This is a genomic window from uncultured Paraglaciecola sp. (assembly GCF_937123705.1).
Taxonomy (GTDB): domain Bacteria; phylum Pseudomonadota; class Gammaproteobacteria; order Enterobacterales; family Alteromonadaceae; genus Paraglaciecola.
The window spans coordinates 1-14,424 of record NZ_CAKZKO010000062.1 but is presented as its reverse complement, the minus strand read 5'-3'; the positions used below and the strand labels follow the sequence as shown (position 1 = coordinate 14,424).

20 protein-coding genes are annotated in these 14,424 nt (G+C 43.6%); 3 read left to right on the top strand and 17 right to left on the bottom strand.

The features are described from left to right. Positions 1-55: 55 nt before the first annotated feature. The 14 genes from Q0688_RS10390 to Q0688_RS10325 form a co-directional block, all read right to left on the bottom strand. On the bottom strand, positions 56-328 hold the full coding sequence (locus Q0688_RS10390; protein ID WP_299075709.1) for a hypothetical protein: 273 nt from the start codon (positions 326-328) through the stop codon (positions 56-58). Beyond that, positions 301-543, bottom strand: a complete 243-nt coding sequence (locus Q0688_RS10385; protein WP_241815104.1) for a hypothetical protein — start codon at positions 541-543, stop codon at positions 301-303. The genes Q0688_RS10390 and Q0688_RS10385 overlap by 28 nt, the downstream gene beginning before the upstream one ends. Continuing rightward, positions 479-886 (bottom strand): hypothetical protein, encoded by a 408-nt coding sequence (locus Q0688_RS10380; RefSeq protein WP_299075695.1) that lies wholly within the window; start codon positions 884-886, stop codon positions 479-481. Before Q0688_RS10380 ends, Q0688_RS10385 begins: the two co-directional genes overlap by 65 nt. Then, positions 879-1,436, bottom strand: a complete 558-nt coding sequence (locus tag Q0688_RS10375; protein ID WP_029189627.1) for a transglycosylase SLT domain-containing protein — start codon at positions 1,434-1,436, stop codon at positions 879-881. Before Q0688_RS10375 ends, Q0688_RS10380 begins: the two co-directional genes overlap by 8 nt. Positions 1,437-1,749: 313 nt before the next feature. Beyond that, entirely contained in the window at positions 1,750-2,175 is a 426-nt protein-coding gene (locus Q0688_RS10370; protein WP_299075686.1) for a hypothetical protein, read from the bottom strand. 12 nt (positions 2,176-2,187) lie between these two features. Then, complete coding sequence (locus Q0688_RS10365; RefSeq protein WP_299075683.1) at positions 2,188-2,472, bottom strand: hypothetical protein; 285 nt, start codon at positions 2,470-2,472, stop codon at positions 2,188-2,190. 57 nt (positions 2,473-2,529) lie between these two features. After that, complete coding sequence (locus tag Q0688_RS10360) at positions 2,530-2,934, bottom strand: DUF4406 domain-containing protein (RefSeq protein ID WP_299075679.1); 405 nt, start codon at positions 2,932-2,934, stop codon at positions 2,530-2,532. Then, a complete protein-coding gene (rdgC, locus tag Q0688_RS10355) occupies positions 2,927-3,943 on the bottom strand; it encodes a recombination-associated protein RdgC (RefSeq protein ID WP_299075676.1) in 1,017 nt (338 codons plus the stop codon). The genes Q0688_RS10360 and rdgC overlap by 8 nt, the downstream gene beginning before the upstream one ends. A gap of 10 nt (positions 3,944-3,953) precedes the next feature. Further along, positions 3,954-4,163, bottom strand: coding sequence for a hypothetical protein (locus Q0688_RS10350; RefSeq protein ID WP_016785874.1), 210 nt, complete (start codon positions 4,161-4,163; stop codon positions 3,954-3,956). Beyond that, positions 4,160-4,387 (bottom strand): hypothetical protein, encoded by a 228-nt coding sequence (locus tag Q0688_RS10345; RefSeq protein WP_299075673.1) that lies wholly within the window; start codon positions 4,385-4,387, stop codon positions 4,160-4,162. Before Q0688_RS10345 ends, Q0688_RS10350 begins: the two co-directional genes overlap by 4 nt. Next, complete coding sequence (locus tag Q0688_RS10340) at positions 4,384-4,656, bottom strand: hypothetical protein (protein ID WP_016785872.1); 273 nt, start codon at positions 4,654-4,656, stop codon at positions 4,384-4,386. The genes Q0688_RS10345 and Q0688_RS10340 overlap by 4 nt, the downstream gene beginning before the upstream one ends. 7 nt (positions 4,657-4,663) lie before the next feature. Next, on the bottom strand, positions 4,664-5,254 hold the full coding sequence (locus Q0688_RS10335; protein WP_299075670.1) for a bacteriophage antitermination protein Q: 591 nt from the start codon (positions 5,252-5,254) through the stop codon (positions 4,664-4,666). 36 nt (positions 5,255-5,290) lie between these two features. Then, positions 5,291-5,875, bottom strand: coding sequence for a hypothetical protein (locus Q0688_RS10330; protein ID WP_016785870.1), 585 nt, complete (start codon positions 5,873-5,875; stop codon positions 5,291-5,293). Further along, entirely contained in the window at positions 5,865-6,110 is a 246-nt protein-coding gene (locus tag Q0688_RS10325) for a helix-turn-helix domain-containing protein (protein WP_016785869.1), read from the bottom strand. Before Q0688_RS10325 ends, Q0688_RS10330 begins: the two co-directional genes overlap by 11 nt. Positions 6,111-6,288: 178 nt before the next feature. Between Q0688_RS10325 and Q0688_RS10320 the strand changes: the two genes are divergently transcribed. Both Q0688_RS10320 and Q0688_RS10315 read left to right on the top strand, forming a co-directional pair. After that, positions 6,289-6,930, top strand: a complete 642-nt coding sequence (locus Q0688_RS10320) for a S24 family peptidase (RefSeq protein WP_016785868.1) — start codon at positions 6,289-6,291, stop codon at positions 6,928-6,930. Positions 6,931-7,319: 389 nt separating this feature from the next. After that, entirely contained in the window at positions 7,320-11,099 is a 3,780-nt protein-coding gene (locus Q0688_RS10315) for a plasmid replication protein, CyRepA1 family (RefSeq protein ID WP_299075659.1), read from the top strand. A gap of 52 nt (positions 11,100-11,151) precedes the next feature. On the opposite strand, the gene Q0688_RS10310 is transcribed toward Q0688_RS10315, so the two are convergent. Then, positions 11,152-11,322, bottom strand: coding sequence for a hypothetical protein (locus Q0688_RS10310; protein WP_016785866.1), 171 nt, complete (start codon positions 11,320-11,322; stop codon positions 11,152-11,154). 189 nt (positions 11,323-11,511) lie between these two features. Between Q0688_RS10310 and Q0688_RS10305 the strand changes: the two genes are divergently transcribed. After that, positions 11,512-11,910, top strand: a complete 399-nt coding sequence (locus tag Q0688_RS10305) for a helix-turn-helix transcriptional regulator (RefSeq protein ID WP_299075656.1) — start codon at positions 11,512-11,514, stop codon at positions 11,908-11,910. Between the two features lie 10 nt (positions 11,911-11,920). Here Q0688_RS10305 and Q0688_RS10300 read toward each other — a convergent pair whose 3' ends face one another. Then, positions 11,921-12,085, bottom strand: a complete 165-nt coding sequence (locus tag Q0688_RS10300) for a hypothetical protein (protein WP_016785864.1) — start codon at positions 12,083-12,085, stop codon at positions 11,921-11,923. A 167-nt stretch (positions 12,086-12,252) separates the two neighbouring features. Further along, positions 12,253-14,229 carry a protelomerase family protein gene (locus Q0688_RS10295; protein ID WP_299075646.1) on the bottom strand — a complete coding sequence of 659 codons (1,977 nt, stop codon included), beginning with the start codon at positions 14,227-14,229 and terminating at the stop codon, positions 12,253-12,255. Positions 14,230-14,424 lie beyond the last annotated feature (195 nt).

Genomic DNA, 14,424 nt, shown 5'->3' with positions numbered 1-14,424 from the left:
CGTTAAGCCCAAAAGAAAAGGGGGCAGCCATGCCCCCTGAGTACTGCCGTTACAGCTACTCAATACTGTTTGCCACTGACTTTCCTTGTCTCTCTTCTGGGCGGTTTTGCTTGCGCTTCTCAATACGTGTTTGAACGTAATTGATAATCACGATGGCACTACATACCAGCGTGATGATGTCTGATAACTGCCAGTAAAACTGACCATTGATAACCTGCTCAAAGGATGCGCTGAGCAGCGATTTGGCAAACCCACTCTCAGATACACCGTTCGCTATGACGATGGCAGCGGATGTGTTTGCTAAGGTGTTTGTTGTTGGTTCTGCCATTGTCGGATGCTCTTCTTATCTATATTGCAATCTTTCAGTGCGGTTTCCATCCTGACCATGTACTCAGTCAGTGGGTCATTTGAACTGCCCTCTGCAGGTATTTCCGGCAAAGGGCAATCACGGGCTAGGTGTTCTGGAACGGTTTCTTTTTCAATCACCGTCTTCACTATCACTTTCGCCGGTTCGGGTGTGGCGGAGCAGCCGGATAACAGCATCAGGAACACGAGCTTGAGACCACGTTTTGTACTCATCATCATTTTTCCTCAGTCCTCTCAGCGTATTCGACAACTCCGCCAGTTCTTGCTTACTCTTCTGCAGAGCAGCATCACGTTTAGCTAATACAGCATCACGATGTTTTAAATCAGCAATGAGCGCTTGCTTGGATGCCTCTGAATCTCTCAGACTGGCAGCAACCTCATCACGGTTTTTGTTGGCTTGTTCAGTTTTGTCGTTGGCCAAGGCAACTTCAGCATTCAATGCCTTGATCATCATTCCTTGATAACCAATCGTGCCAATAGCCAACAACGCTGCTACAACGCCTATAACTAATCTATTCATAAACCAATCGCTTATAGATGCGCCTTATCCGTGGTGCATAACCCATGGTCTCTTTTGCGTGCTTACCTGTTACATCAGGCAAGCACTGCATAATCGGTTCATAGCGCGAAGGGTTACCACAAAGCCTTTGAGCCTTGAGGATGTTTCCACAGCCTGCGTTATAACAAGCCATTGCCAAGTTGTGACGGTCTTCTTCTGGGCGCGGCCACTTCCAAATGTTCCTGAGTTTTGCCATGTAATAAGCGCCAGCTGGAATAGCTAGCTCTGCATCAGTAGGCGAACCCAGCAGCCCTAACTCACGCGAAACATCAGACCAAGTACCAGGCATGAACTGTGCAACGCCCTCAGCACCAACTGGGCTGATAGCATTAGGGTTCAATGATGATTCTTGGATCAGTTGCGCTTTATAGAGTTGCCAAGGAACGGCAGGAAGATAGTGACGTGCAGCCTTTTTTATTTGCCAGTCATATTTGTTATGCCATGCAAATGCTGAAGGCGAGGAACACAGCGAAACAACGAGCAGCCAAATAATATGCCTTAGCTTTGTCATCTGCTTCTTTCCACCAATCTGCGAACACGAATCCCATACGCTTATCTAGCTGACGTAGTGTGAACCACGCCAACATGACTACGGTGAATGTTCGAATAAGGGAGAGAGCAAAGGCAAAGAAGGCAATCAGGTATTGATCCATGATTAACCTCATATTTCAGGTATAAAAAAAGCCACCTGATTAGGTGGCTTTGCGTACACTTTTCCAATGTAGTAAATATGATAATACTACCGTGTCATTTTGTCCATTTGTATTTTTGGTAAAATGTGACTTTGTTCATAAATACAATTGTTGTTACTTCTCTTATAGAATCTACAGCCAGTACTCATTATTCTTTGAAGACTCTGATGTATATTTATTTCTTATACAGACCCCATCTTCCTGATATGAATCTACCCAAACGCAAACAGCTGAATCGCACTCTTTACCATATAGTCTTGAAAAGTCATTGCCAAAGTAGGTTGTACTTTTCCATCTTTTAACCAACTCACGGCATGTGTCTGATGGGTTCAAAAAGGCTGTAAATTCACCATCTTCAAAATCATGATTAAGTCTTGCTACCAACAGAATTACGGTTCCATCCGTGACTTCAATATTTGACTCTAAATAAGTTTCTGTTGGCTTTCCATTTTCATGACGGCGGATTGTTTTCAATGAAGCTTCAAAGATTGGGAGGCAGTAGGCTGCCAAGCGTTCATGTAACTTATTTCCCGTAATTTGTTGTAATTTTATAGCCATTGCTTTATCCCACTACTTTATATCTGTTAACTGGCAAAACCAGCCTGTTGCATTAAACCAATGAAAGTGACCTGTATCGAGGTTCTTAACTGCGTACCATTCAGGGCCACGAAGATGTTCTGGTAACGGCTCATACTTTTCACCAAAGCCATCATCTACATAGACCATCTCAGGCTTAGGTAAAACCTTCAGGTTTTTATCTTGAGCAGGAATAACTACATCTTTGCCGTCTAAGTCATCAAAAACCACTTCAGGATGATGAGCTTTATATTGTTTGCCGATAACTAACTGTTCCATGAAACTCTCCTTTAGTGCTGAACTTGCCGATTCAGCACGCTTTTTATGCGAATACATTTAACAAGCAACGGGTAATGCACCATCTACTATTTTTTCAATCTGGTCTTCCATAACGATATTCATGCCTAGCTTATAAGCCAGGTGATACTCAGTAACCGCACCTGGACTATGTTGCCAACCATCTAACAGGCAAAGAACATCGGCTGAGCGCAACATTGCAAGGTCAATATCCATGTATTGTGACTGGGATAAACCCTGTGGTAGCACTGCTGGATTCAGGACAATAAAACCACTGGCTTTTAATTTGCTCTCCATGGCAAAGAATGACTCACGATTTTCATTGACCATTCCACTCATTGGCCCTGCAACGTAAATCACCGTTTTAGTTCGACGCTGCAAGTCTTGATTGAACTCATCAGCTTTTTTCGCTAACTGCTCAGCTCTCATCAATAGATCATTCACCTTCAGCAACCTCTTCACTTTCTTGTTCTGGTTCATCTTCCTTTGGTGCCGGTTCTGGTAACTGTGATGGCGCCATATCATTCTCATGGCGGTAAAACTCAAAGGTCTTATCAAAATCAGTAATCAGTGCATTAATTTCACCAACGGCCAGAGCAAAGTCAGCATCAAATCGAGCTGCCTTGTCTTCTCGATCAATATCGTCATTTTGGTCTTTTAGTTCATCACTGAACTTCATAGAGGTTATTGATAGGTCTTCTTTAATGGTGAAAGTGATACGTTCCTGCCAGTCCAATGACAGCTGAACAACCATTTTGTCATTCTCAATATGCTTTAGAACTTCATCACTGGCTAAATCCTGATTCTTACAACGAATCACACCGCCTTCTTCAAGTACCGACTTCAGAACAGCATTGGTACCCAAAGTGAAACCTGCAGGCATTTCTCCAGACTTAACCCACTCAGTCATCACTGTTTCAGCAGCGCTCTTAGTGCATTCAATTGGAGTGACTGGAAGTGAACCAATTGCTTTACGAAGCAAGGCAGTAAAATCTTCAGCTGCTTTGTGGGTGGCGGCATCAATAACCAAATACTGAGCATTATTGATAATGTAGGCATTGGTGCGTTTATCGACAGGCAGAACTGACGGAAGAAGATCAATTAACAACTCATCTTTTAAGTTATCAATCTCTCGTTTGTTTAGTGGTCGCTGCTCACGCTCTTCAACTTCTTTCTGTTTTGCTCGAAGCTTTTTGTTAAAGGCTGCAGGTGAAATGGTTTTAGTTTGCTTCATGACGCTGATCATCATGTTGCCATCTGCAGAGTGAACCAGAAGTTCTGATTCCTCACCCATTGGTTGGGTAAAGCCAAACTTTACTTTGTCAGTACCGCCACAAGGTTGAAATTTAAATTCAGCCAGAAGCTTTTCCAACTTATCAGCGGTATCGGGTTGGGTTAGACCAATATCACGGCTAAAGGTGTAAATGATCAGGCTCTTAGGAAAAACACTCATTATTGGTTCCTTATTTTGTTTTAGCTTCGGCGGGGCGAACTACAAAAACGTTTCCATTTACCCAAGCCGTTAATTCTTGTCCACGCATTGAGCGAGGAAAATCTACTGGTAAGGAATTAACCTTTCCACTATGGGCCAAGCTCAAAGCCTCAACTTGATTTCGAGCTGTAGTTAAATCCCAAAAATTACCATTCTTTGTAACTCTGAATACTTCGGTCATATGGCTGAAAACTCTTGCTCATTCATGACCATGAAGCCACCAAGACCGTAGCCCTTGGTAATAACACCACGATGAACATGCTGACATTCAAGCTGTTCACAAGCATTTTGAATGGCTTCATCATCACCATCAAACTCACCTAGTTGGTGGTTTAACGGTTCGTGAGTCTTTTTATCGACGAGCAAAGCGCCATTACCACCTAAATACACAGCTAAATACATCATGCAGCTTGTTCCTCTTGTGCTTTTTGCTTCTCTCGCTGCTCAATCCATCGGTCAGCGTAAAACTCATTACCTGGTGTGTTCGTTGTATGCCAACCGCTAATTGCAGCAATAATGTCGTTCACGGTGTGAGACTTAAAGCCACAGCTAGGACAGTAAAAAGTAAACTCTTCAAAATTGAACTGTCTTTCTTCACCGTTAACCACTTTGGTTTCTTTGCCGTAGTTATAACCAAGCTTTGGCGCAACTTTGCATGACAGGCACGGGTTCATCCCTTCCTTATGCGACTTCACGATCTTTGCGATGTGAAGCTTTCGCTCTTCTCGGTTGATTTCGATACACATTTGTAAGCATCTCCCTATCAATACCAGCCATTAGCGCACCCATCTTGCGCCAGAACGGCAACCAATCACGGCGCCAATTTGCTTCACTTACGCTAAGCAGCTGCTGAACCTTACCTGGAGCATGAAGCTCTTTTTCAAACAGCACTTGGTTTCGCCACTCTTGCACGGCCAAGAACGCCATGCCTTTCAATGTTTCAAGCTTCTTCTTTCTGAACTTGGTGGTTTCGCTGGCTAGGAATTCCTGCCAAAGTTCGTGAGTGACCGCTTGAACAGCACTCCACTCTTGTTTCGGGCCATAGGCATACAACGCCCAAGCCTGAAGATTATCTGGCAGCATACAAACCACTCTTGTTATCTGGCTGAGCTGGAAAGCGTTTGGTGGTAAAGGGCAGCTACTACGCTTAAACGTCACACTGCAGCCATTACCTGAAACCGCACTACCTTCACTAACTCGATCAAGCAAGGGAGCACCCAGCGCTTCAATAAGCTCTGTCCTTATAACGCTAAGTGTTTGTTCGTTAATCACGGTGCCTCCTTGCCATTTGTACAAAATTACAAAAAGCTACTTGAACATTTTTACAACCACGGACGCTCGGCCCGTCAATGGTGTAACTTGGTGAATACTCATCATCTCGCAAAGACAGAGCTCAACCACATCCAGTAATTCATCAGCAGTGCGCTGCAGCTGCTTAGGATCATCATCACTGTCATAGTGACCATCAGCACACACCTCTGCAGAAGCATCCAATACTTCAGCTGTCTCACGTAGCAATGCAGGAAGGTTTGAACGTTGGGTCACTCTGCCTGCCAAAAGGGAGAGGTTAATATCCATCACACCGAATACAGCAAGCATGTCAGAGCGTGCTGCAGAACCATAAGGCTCCGGTAAGCACTTAGCCCAAACTAAAGCCCACTTTGCAGGAACGTTAGTGTGGCCATTCATAATGCTGCTCAGTTGACGGCGCTTTGCAGATTCCCATTTACCGTAATCATCAGCGGTCAGTATGTCGGTTGGCTTCTCTACACCAGATTGCGTTAAAGCCGGAAACAATAGCTCACAGATGAATGAGGTTTGACTCATTGAGCTATTAGCTATCAGTTGGCTTGTATGGTGCAGCAACACATCTTCAAGCGTCTTATGCAGCATCGTCTTCACCTTCAGTCATATATTTTTCGGGATTCAGGATCTCGTCCTGGCTTAACGCCCCCTCAAAAACCTCTACTAAAGCCAGTACAACCTCTTTACTTGGCCAGTACTGATTTCGCTCAAGCCGACTAAGGTACGCCACTGTTCTATCTAGGCCTTTTTCTTGCAAGGCATCTTGCAACGCTTCAAGCGTTCCAAACTTTTTCTGCCTTTTAACTCGGAGGGGTGTAAGCATTGTGAGATTCCCAAATACAGTAATTAGGATAGATTATTCCATAATAAAGTTTTTAACTCAAAAGTAATTCGTTTTATTGGATAATGTAAGTTAGATAGTCGTGAAATCCATCACATAGCACAGCAGGAAGCCAAGGAATGCAGCAGACGTAACCTGCGATTAGAGAAGAGATGAGAAGATGGAAATAGGTAAGATTCTGCGAGAAGCAAGAAAGAAAGCGAAAATGACCATGCGAACGGTCGCTGAGGAAACTGGCGTAAAGGTCACCACGCAATCAAATATTGAACTTGGAGAAGTCAGCGAGCCAAGTTTTAACACTATTGGTAAATTGGCTCAGCTGTATGGCATAAGCCTCGATAAGCTATTTGACGCATCTCAAGATAAGGGCTCTGACAGGCTCACAGCGGCGAAAACTCAAGATGTTTACCCTATACCAGTATTAAGCTCGGTTCAGGCTGGGAGATGGAGTGAATCGCTGTTAGACGATGATTTTGAGGTGATTTTCAGCCCATACCCATGTTCGAGCAATTGTTTTGCCCTAAATGTAGTGGGTGACAGTATGACGGCACCATCAGGATCCGCTTACTCGTTCCCTGATGGCAGCAAGATTATCGTGAACCCAGAACGTGAAGCCAGGAACAAAGATTTTGTTGTGGTTAGACTTTCTGGCACGGATGAGTGTACCTTTAAAAAATTAGTGGTCGACTCAGGTAGAACCTTCTTGGCTCCCTTGAACCCACAATACCCAATTTTACCCGTGGATAGAGAGATGCAGATAATCGGTGTGGCGGTCACGAAAATTCAGGATGTAGAACAGTGATCTGTACTTTCCATATTTCCGAAGATCGGTTATTCTTATTCGCACAAGCTTAACAGCTGGTTAAAAAGTGAAAAGCCCCACCCGAGGGTGAGGCTCCAGATTCAACAACGTTGAATTGTATTCGCATAAAAAACCAAAGGTTTTCCAAGAATCGAACAATACTAACTTGCGGCAAACAAGTAACAGTATTGAAAACCAGTCGGCAAACTGGTGAGAACAATCTGACTCTACTACCCAAAAAAACAAAGTTCTGACGTAATAGAACAAACTGTAACGGCAATGGGTAGTTTAGTCAGATTCTTGGAATTCCTCAATGGTTTTTTGTTCGTTTGTCAATTTATACATTTGTTGAAATGTATTTTTGTACAAATTGAAACGCAGGAACATTGATGAACAACTCGCCACTACTCAGCTTCTATCGTGACCGCTTCAACAGCGGCTATGACCTGTACGATTACTTTCTATCTGATATTTCTAGCGATGCAGCCTCTATCGGTGTTGATTGGGCTAAGATTGCTGACCGCATCACTTGGCAAAATGGCGCTGCAGGTAAAGTCAATGCAACTGGCAAACACCTTCTAAAAGGCTTCAAAAACTCTGTTGGTATCTATGCCAGCATGGAGCACAAAGACGGCATCACATACCCACTTATCACCCTAAAGAACAAGGGTGGTGCTGGTGACTCTGTTGTTATCAACGGTTTCATGATGCTGGTTGAGCTATACCGTGATGAGAAAGACAATCACTTTGCAAGTGCCGAGGTTGATACCTGGAAGGCGAAGAAAGCAGAACGGGAGAAAGACAGAGCCCGCAAGCAAGAAGCCGCACGCGCCGAGCAGGAAAGAGAAGAGGCGCGCAAAGCGGCTCACGTACAAAAAGAACTTTCCCAACACCGCCAGCTACCAGTAGCTGGTTCTTTCGTATATGCAGCAAAGAAAAAAATCGAAGATATTCTGAATATTGTTGATGCTCGTTCTGGTTCAGACAAGCACGGAAACTTCATTTCTTTACTACTTCAAAACGTTGATGGCCAAGCTGTTGGTGTTCAGCGTATCTATGACCGCCACATCACAAAACAAGACGGTTCTACAACAAATAAAGATTTCACTTGGGGTATGGCCAAAGATGGCGCTCATCTTGTTATCGGTAATTTGAACACTGCAGAGCTTGTTTATGTTGTGGAAGGTTTTGCAACCGGCGCATCCATCTTCAAGGCTTGGCAATCAATTCACCGCAATGTTGCTGTCATCGTTGCTATCGATGCTGGTAACAAACTAAAAGTTATTGCGGATTACAAGCGCACCCGCCCACACCTTGATTTGGTTGATGCTGCAGATAACGACTTATGGAAGTGCAAACAGGGTAAAGGCAATAAAGGTATGCTGATTGCCTTTGAATTGTTAGGCACCTATGACGGCATTAAGTCAGTAGCTCCATCATTCGATAAAGTGGATCCTGCATACCAACCAACGGACTGGAATGACTTACATATTCACGCTGGTCTTCGTGAAGTACTGAAGCAACTGAAAAGTAAAGCTGCCACTGTCAAACTGGATGGTGACCTATTTGAGAACGCACTAACCAAACTCGCATACATCAGCCATGAAAAAGCTGAAATCTCAAAAATGGCTAAGGCTGCAGCGAATGCAGGTATGGCTATGTTCCCTAAATACACTCCGAGAGATGTGATTAATATGATCCGTCTTTCTCTAGAACATGCCAAAGGCCGTTATGACCTAACTGGTGTGAAGCGTCACATTGAAAAAACATGGCGTGCAAAAGTTCGTTCAGCTCAGGCTCCACGTTCTTTTTCTTCTCGCATCACAGATAAAAAAGTACGCCCTGAGCACATTACTTACACTCATTACAATCAAACCCGCATTGATGCCAAGGTTCGTGAACACATCCAAAGCCTAAACGGTTTCGTTGTCGTTCGTGCAGGTAAAGGTTCTGGTAAAACCAAGGAGCTAATCACTCCTGGAATGTGGGCCATGGACAAAACAGCTTTCTTTGCTCACCGTGTATCACTTATCGGTGGTGCTGAAGCCACAATCAACAAGAATAAACCACAGCTAACAGATAACGCTGGCAACTTAATCCCAGACACACGTTCACCAGTTCTGAACTATCAGGATGATATGATCAACGTGATGGCTCAATATGCGACTAAATTAGCGTGTTGTATTAACAGCTGCCTAAAGGGGAAATTCAATCCAATTCTGAATGACCTTGATGCCTTGTTTGTAGATGAAGCGTGTCAAACGCTACGCCACATCACTTGTGGTGGTGCAATTGCTTACCCTGTTGCCGTATTCAATCGCTTGATCGATATGATGGTGAACACCAAGAACCAAGTATTACTTGCTGATGCTGATGCCAATGATACGTTGGTTGAGTTCTGCGAACTTGCCCTACATAAACGCAATGCGAAACGAGCAGAGCAGGGTTTACCACCAGAACAAATCCACGTTGTTGAGCTAGATTCAGACAGCAGCTACATCAATGTAAAATATGCTGACTCTGATTCAGTATTCCAAAAAGCTCTTGATGATCTGGCAGCTGGGCAGCGCGTTCTTGTTGCTACTGATTCATCAAACGAAGCTGAAAACCTATTTGCTCGAATGAAAGAGCTACACCCAAACAAAAAAGGCTTGTTGATTAACGCTACTGAAAAGGTAACGAGCAAAGAAGCCGAAGCGTTCTGTGATAAGCCAGATGTAGAACAGCTAAAATATGATTACTTGATCTACTCTCCAGCAATCTCATCAGGTGTATCACTGGAAACCAAGCACTTTACTCGCCATTACGGTTTATTCCGTGGCGTGGTTGCCCCATCAGATGCACTGCAGATGATGCACCGTGACCGTAATGCCCGTGATTTCATCATTGGCCTAGCAACAATGCATAACAAGCGCGAAGAATCCGTTATTAATATGTGGCTTGGTTTGTTACTGGCTAACGATAACCAACTGAACATCAACTTAAATAAAGATACTGGTCTAATTGAAGTGTCTACTGACGATCAGCAATTCGACCGTTTCCGCATCGAGCTCAGCACTCAAGAAAACGCAGCTAAGAATGATTTTGCTAGCAACCTAATTTGCATCATGTGTGATGAGGGTTACAAGGTAAGCCGTTTGGATGTGTCTGACCTAGATATTGAGAAAGGTAAGTCTGAGAAAGAAGCGGCTCGTGAGCTCGTGAAGGCTCAAGAAATGGCACGCCATTTAGACCAAACCACACCAGATAAGCCTGAGTATGACGATCTAAAAAACAAGCAAACTATTAGTGTTGAAGAAAAAGCACGCTTAAATCGTTATGACATCGAAAATCAGCTTCAAATGGAAGTCAATGAAGACTCGGTTAACTTCCTTCGCCAGGGCGGTATTCGCAAAGCAAACAACTTTGAATTGCTGCAGGCTAAACCAAGTGACTTACGCCAGCTGGATGACACTGAAAAAAGCTATGGTGTTCAGCCAACTGACCGTCATTACTTCCTAAAACGTCAACGTGTACTTCGTGACTTCTTTGAGATCACTGGTCTAAACCTTAAAACTGGTGAAGGCTATGTGACACCAGAGAAACTACAAGAAGCAATGGATCACATCACTAGTGGTGACAACATCCACTTCTTCAACAACTGGGCTAAGCTTGGCGGCTATATCGACCCTGTAAGCCGCAAGAAGTCACTGAAAGGTTTTATGGATGGATTACTAGCTGTATTAGGCTTAAAGGTTGAGAAAGTGCAACTGGGCCGCAAGAATGCTGAATCTGACAGCCGCCTCCGCTACGGCATCAAATCTGACAGCTGGGCGCTAATGTCCGGCATTCATACCCGCCGCCAACAAGCCAGCGTAACCGCCCTGAAAGTTGAATTACTGGGTGGTGAGGTGATCCACGTTTCTCCTGTTAATTATATACATAACGTGAAAAACGAGGATCAACCGGAAACCAAGCAAGACAAGGCTTCACGCTGGGTAAGTCTTCTTAAATCATCACTGAATGGACTGCGTATCCCGATGGAATACGCGAAAAATCTATTCAATGGGGGCCAATGGGAGGCAGTTCTGGACGGTGTAGACAAAGGTGACGTCTCAATTAGTGGTTTAGCGGATAAGATCAATAAGAATTTCTTATCTGACTATGGTCACCTTTACGGAAAATCGTAAAAGAAACCGCCAAAACTACCATCTTCCATGAATCAGCGCATTGGCTGAGGGTTCACTGTATCAATATTTCGAGCATATCCTCCGCATCATGTAACAGGGCCAATAAATCGTCATTAATGTGATGGTCTTTGGCTACCTGGTTCCTTAATTTTTCCCTAGCGTCCTTTAGTTGCAACATAAGAACTAACGCCTGGCTTCGCTTATCGTTTTTATTTTGGTGCATTCCAACTCCATGGCGAACGTCAATATGCAAATCATTTGCAAAATGTGTTCGCAATATAAAAAACCTACCAACTTTTTCTTTGCACTCTTCTATACGTCAATAATTCATAACATTTTTTTAACGCACTCTATTTGGCACGCTTATTGAAACTTGGAGCATAAACCGAAAAATCAGATAAAAAACTGATACATGCACGCAAGACGTCAGAACTGGCGTGAACTATTAAAATTAGCGACAGAAGTGACGTGTATTTATATGAAATATGATCCGATTGTTTCAGTGTTACGGCACTGCAGAGAAGCTAAGGGTATGACTCAAAAGGATTTAGCGGGTTATACGGGATTGAGTTACCGAACTATCCAGAGAATGGAGTCCGGTGAGACCGATATGAAGCTTGGCCAGTACAGAAGAATTCTCGATGCTTTAGAACTTTCTGATATGGATGTTAGCGTGGCGTTATTGAGCCATGAATTTACGAAAGCGGATGATGTAGCCAGTGCAGCTAAGTTGTTACCACTCCAGGTAAGGGAAGTGCTGGTTCAGTTCTTAATGTCTTTGGCTGATGCCATTAAAAAAAGCCCCAAGTAGGGGCTCTTTATCATGCTAGCATCTGGATGAGGTCAGCGGCTTCATGCAGTAAGGAGCGAATCTCCTTTACTTCCTGATCACTTAGTCGTTTAGCTTCAGGGGAAAGCCTTTCCTGAGTCTTTACTAAGTCTTGTACGCATTGTTTCACTTGCTGCTGCATCAACGTCTTTTTCATCTACATTTCCTACGGGTTTCATTCATATACCTCTAGTCATGTTTTCTCCTTATGATTTTCACGCTGATGAAAGTGTAAGCGATTGAGCAAGCAGTCAACCGCAACCACCTGTATATAATAACAGTATTATATATAAAGAAAACCCCCTCTATTTGAGGGGGTTATCGTTAGCTTGTCTGTTTCTTGTAACTGTCTTTGAGAGACTTGATAGCACCACCACGAGCACCGGCACACCACACTTCGAAAACATGATCATTCACGATGGCTTTCGCCCAGTAACCCTTACCATCTTTTCTTGTCGAGACCTTTATATCTTTGACATCAGGCCACGGCACTCCACCAGCATCAAGCTTTTCATCTTGCTCCTGATTTTCAGTATGTTCTTCACTATCTTCTTCTGATTCAGGTTCGACATCAGTACCACTGTCATCGTCTTCGTCATCAGGCTCATCTTCCAGTTCTTCGAGACGTTCACGAAGTTCAGATTCTTCCCATTCAAGTTCTTCGTGTTCCGACTCCAGCTCTTGCTTCTCTTCCTTGATTTCACGCATTCGCTCTTTTAGCGATTCAAGCTCATCGTCCAGTTCATCCTGGTCATTGGTGATCTCTTCCTGACGTTCTTCAATCGCTTCAAGGCGCTCTTCAATCTCGAAACGTTCACGAGCTTTTTTACCATCCGGTTTTTTAGCTTTTTTCTTCGGAGGTTCGTATTCACTAAGCTTGATGAACTCATCAACGTATTTTTTGATGGTGTTCAGGTTCAACTGCTTACCATCAATTAAGCAGTGCCTGCGAATATATGACGGAGTAATTTGATCAAGCTGCAAGCCGTTTTTCACTTCATCTTTCAGCCATTCATGCATGATGGCTACCTTTGGCGCCCGAAGATACATCTCAACAGCGGTATCAGCTTTCTCCAGGTATTCAATCAAGTGCTCTTGTTGATTGGTATCAATATCCTTGTCACCATCAGTTTTATAGGCAACTTTTTCAATTGAGCTATCAACTTTGAATGCATCATAGTGAAGTTGGGTTTCAATCAAGCTGTGGCCAAGAACGCGGTGACGATAGGCCGAACGAGTTTCACCGCTTTTGGCATGTTCTTCATAGGTCACTTCGGTGTACATGGCACGAGTATCTTTAAAAGTAAATCGACCATCCCCAAGCAATGATCTGATTGCTCGGTTAAGTGTACTAGTGAAGTATTTTTGAACAGCTTGGTTGTGATAATAGTCTTTTGGATCGCCACCTTTGATTTTGGCTTTTACTTCCTGACCAAGTACATCCTTAAAGGATAACTCTATCTTTCCTGACTCCTTTCTCAGGCGCTGCAAGGCTTTCACTACAATATCGGCATCAACCATAGAAGGGATTCGATAAGGGGCAACTTCCTCAAACAGACGTCTATTCTTTGTTTTTAGCTGACCTGCAAACATTAGCGTCTTGTCATCAACTTTAGTTAGTTTTGCGGTCTTCATAACCTCGGTTACACGGCGCCCAGTAGCCAGAGCAAGACCAATAGCTAAATCAGACAAAGTAGATGACTTATTCACCAAAAGATCGTGAGCTGTTTGCTTAACCCATTCTGGATTTACCAATATTTGATTGTTCAGCTTTTCACGCAAACTCTTATCTGAGTCGTCGCGTATCCAGTCTTTAACTGCACCTTTAGGGTTGAACATATAGAAAGCATGATGCTCAAACTTCAACGAAGTGAAGTCTCGTTTCATCTGGGAGCCACTAACCAGTTCTGAACGAATCTTGATGTAATTGTCTCGCAAGGTCTCAATTGGTAGTGACGGGTCTAGCAGATCAACTATATCCGGTCTTTTGTCCTGATACTTACGAATAAAGGCGTTAACGTGGTATTCAATAGCATGATGCTTATAGCCAAGAGCCTTAACTGCAGCACGGTACCGTTCCATAATTTGGGCGTACCACCGATAAGAACACTTAGGCTCGGAAAGCATCTCTCCTGTTTTTGGATCGACATCTACACCTAAATCACTATGTACATCACGGGCGATCTTGTTACATCGGTCTGTAATGTACTTACCTGCATTCTTACCTTTTTTCTCAGCTTCCTCCTGGATATGAACAATCTTACTGACTATCTCGGGAGTCTTATCTAATGAACCACTCATGTTAACCACCTTGTTTAATTGCTGCGCTTTAACTGTACCCACAACATTAATACACAATCAAAAAGCTGTCAAGTGTACCCACTTCAATAATTAAGGTAAGTGTACCCACTTCAAATTACAACTGTACCCACCTCCACACTTGATACCTGTACCCACCTCCACCACATCAACTGTACCCACAGAATACGTATTCTG

Excerpts from the sequence above, each read along its gene's own strand:
- Q0688_RS10375 (WP_029189627.1), bottom strand. The coding sequence starts at position 1,436 with ATGACAAAGCTAAGGCATATTATTTGGCTGCTCGTTGTTTCGCTGTGT.
- Q0688_RS10370 (WP_299075686.1), bottom strand. The coding sequence starts at position 2,175 with ATGGCTATAAAATTACAACAAATTACGGGAAATAAGTTACATGAACGC.
- Q0688_RS10390 (WP_299075709.1), bottom strand. The coding sequence starts at position 328 with ATGGCAGAACCAACAACAAACACCTTAGCAAACACATCCGCTGCCATC.
- Q0688_RS10295 (WP_299075646.1), bottom strand. The coding sequence starts at position 14,229 with ATGAGTGGTTCATTAGATAAGACTCCCGAGATAGTCAGTAAGATTGTT.
- Q0688_RS10340 (WP_016785872.1), bottom strand. The coding sequence starts at position 4,656 with ATGAACCCGTGCCTGTCATGCAAAGTTGCGCCAAAGCTTGGTTATAAC.
- Q0688_RS10345 (WP_299075673.1), bottom strand. The coding sequence starts at position 4,387 with ATGATGTATTTAGCTGTGTATTTAGGTGGTAATGGCGCTTTGCTCGTC.
- Q0688_RS10350 (WP_016785874.1), bottom strand. The coding sequence starts at position 4,163 with ATGACCGAAGTATTCAGAGTTACAAAGAATGGTAATTTTTGGGATTTA.
- Q0688_RS10325 (WP_016785869.1), bottom strand. The coding sequence starts at position 6,110 with ATGCTTACACCCCTCCGAGTTAAAAGGCAGAAAAAGTTTGGAACGCTT.
- Q0688_RS10315 (WP_299075659.1), top strand. The coding sequence starts at position 7,320 with ATGAACAACTCGCCACTACTCAGCTTCTATCGTGACCGCTTCAACAGC.
- Q0688_RS10305 (WP_299075656.1), top strand. The coding sequence starts at position 11,512 with ATGCACGCAAGACGTCAGAACTGGCGTGAACTATTAAAATTAGCGACA.
- Q0688_RS10320 (WP_016785868.1), top strand. The coding sequence starts at position 6,289 with ATGGAAATAGGTAAGATTCTGCGAGAAGCAAGAAAGAAAGCGAAAATG.
- Q0688_RS10365 (WP_299075683.1), bottom strand. The coding sequence starts at position 2,472 with ATGGAACAGTTAGTTATCGGCAAACAATATAAAGCTCATCATCCTGAA.
- Q0688_RS10330 (WP_016785870.1), bottom strand. The coding sequence starts at position 5,875 with ATGCTGCATAAGACGCTTGAAGATGTGTTGCTGCACCATACAAGCCAA.
- Q0688_RS10300 (WP_016785864.1), bottom strand. The coding sequence starts at position 12,085 with ATGAAAAAGACGTTGATGCAGCAGCAAGTGAAACAATGCGTACAAGAC.
- rdgC (WP_299075676.1), bottom strand. The coding sequence starts at position 3,943 with ATGAGTGTTTTTCCTAAGAGCCTGATCATTTACACCTTTAGCCGTGAT.
- Q0688_RS10385 (WP_241815104.1), bottom strand. The coding sequence starts at position 543 with ATGCTGTTATCCGGCTGCTCCGCCACACCCGAACCGGCGAAAGTGATA.
- Q0688_RS10310 (WP_016785866.1), bottom strand. The coding sequence starts at position 11,322 with ATGCACCAAAATAAAAACGATAAGCGAAGCCAGGCGTTAGTTCTTATG.
- Q0688_RS10380 (WP_299075695.1), bottom strand. The coding sequence starts at position 886 with ATGAATAGATTAGTTATAGGCGTTGTAGCAGCGTTGTTGGCTATTGGC.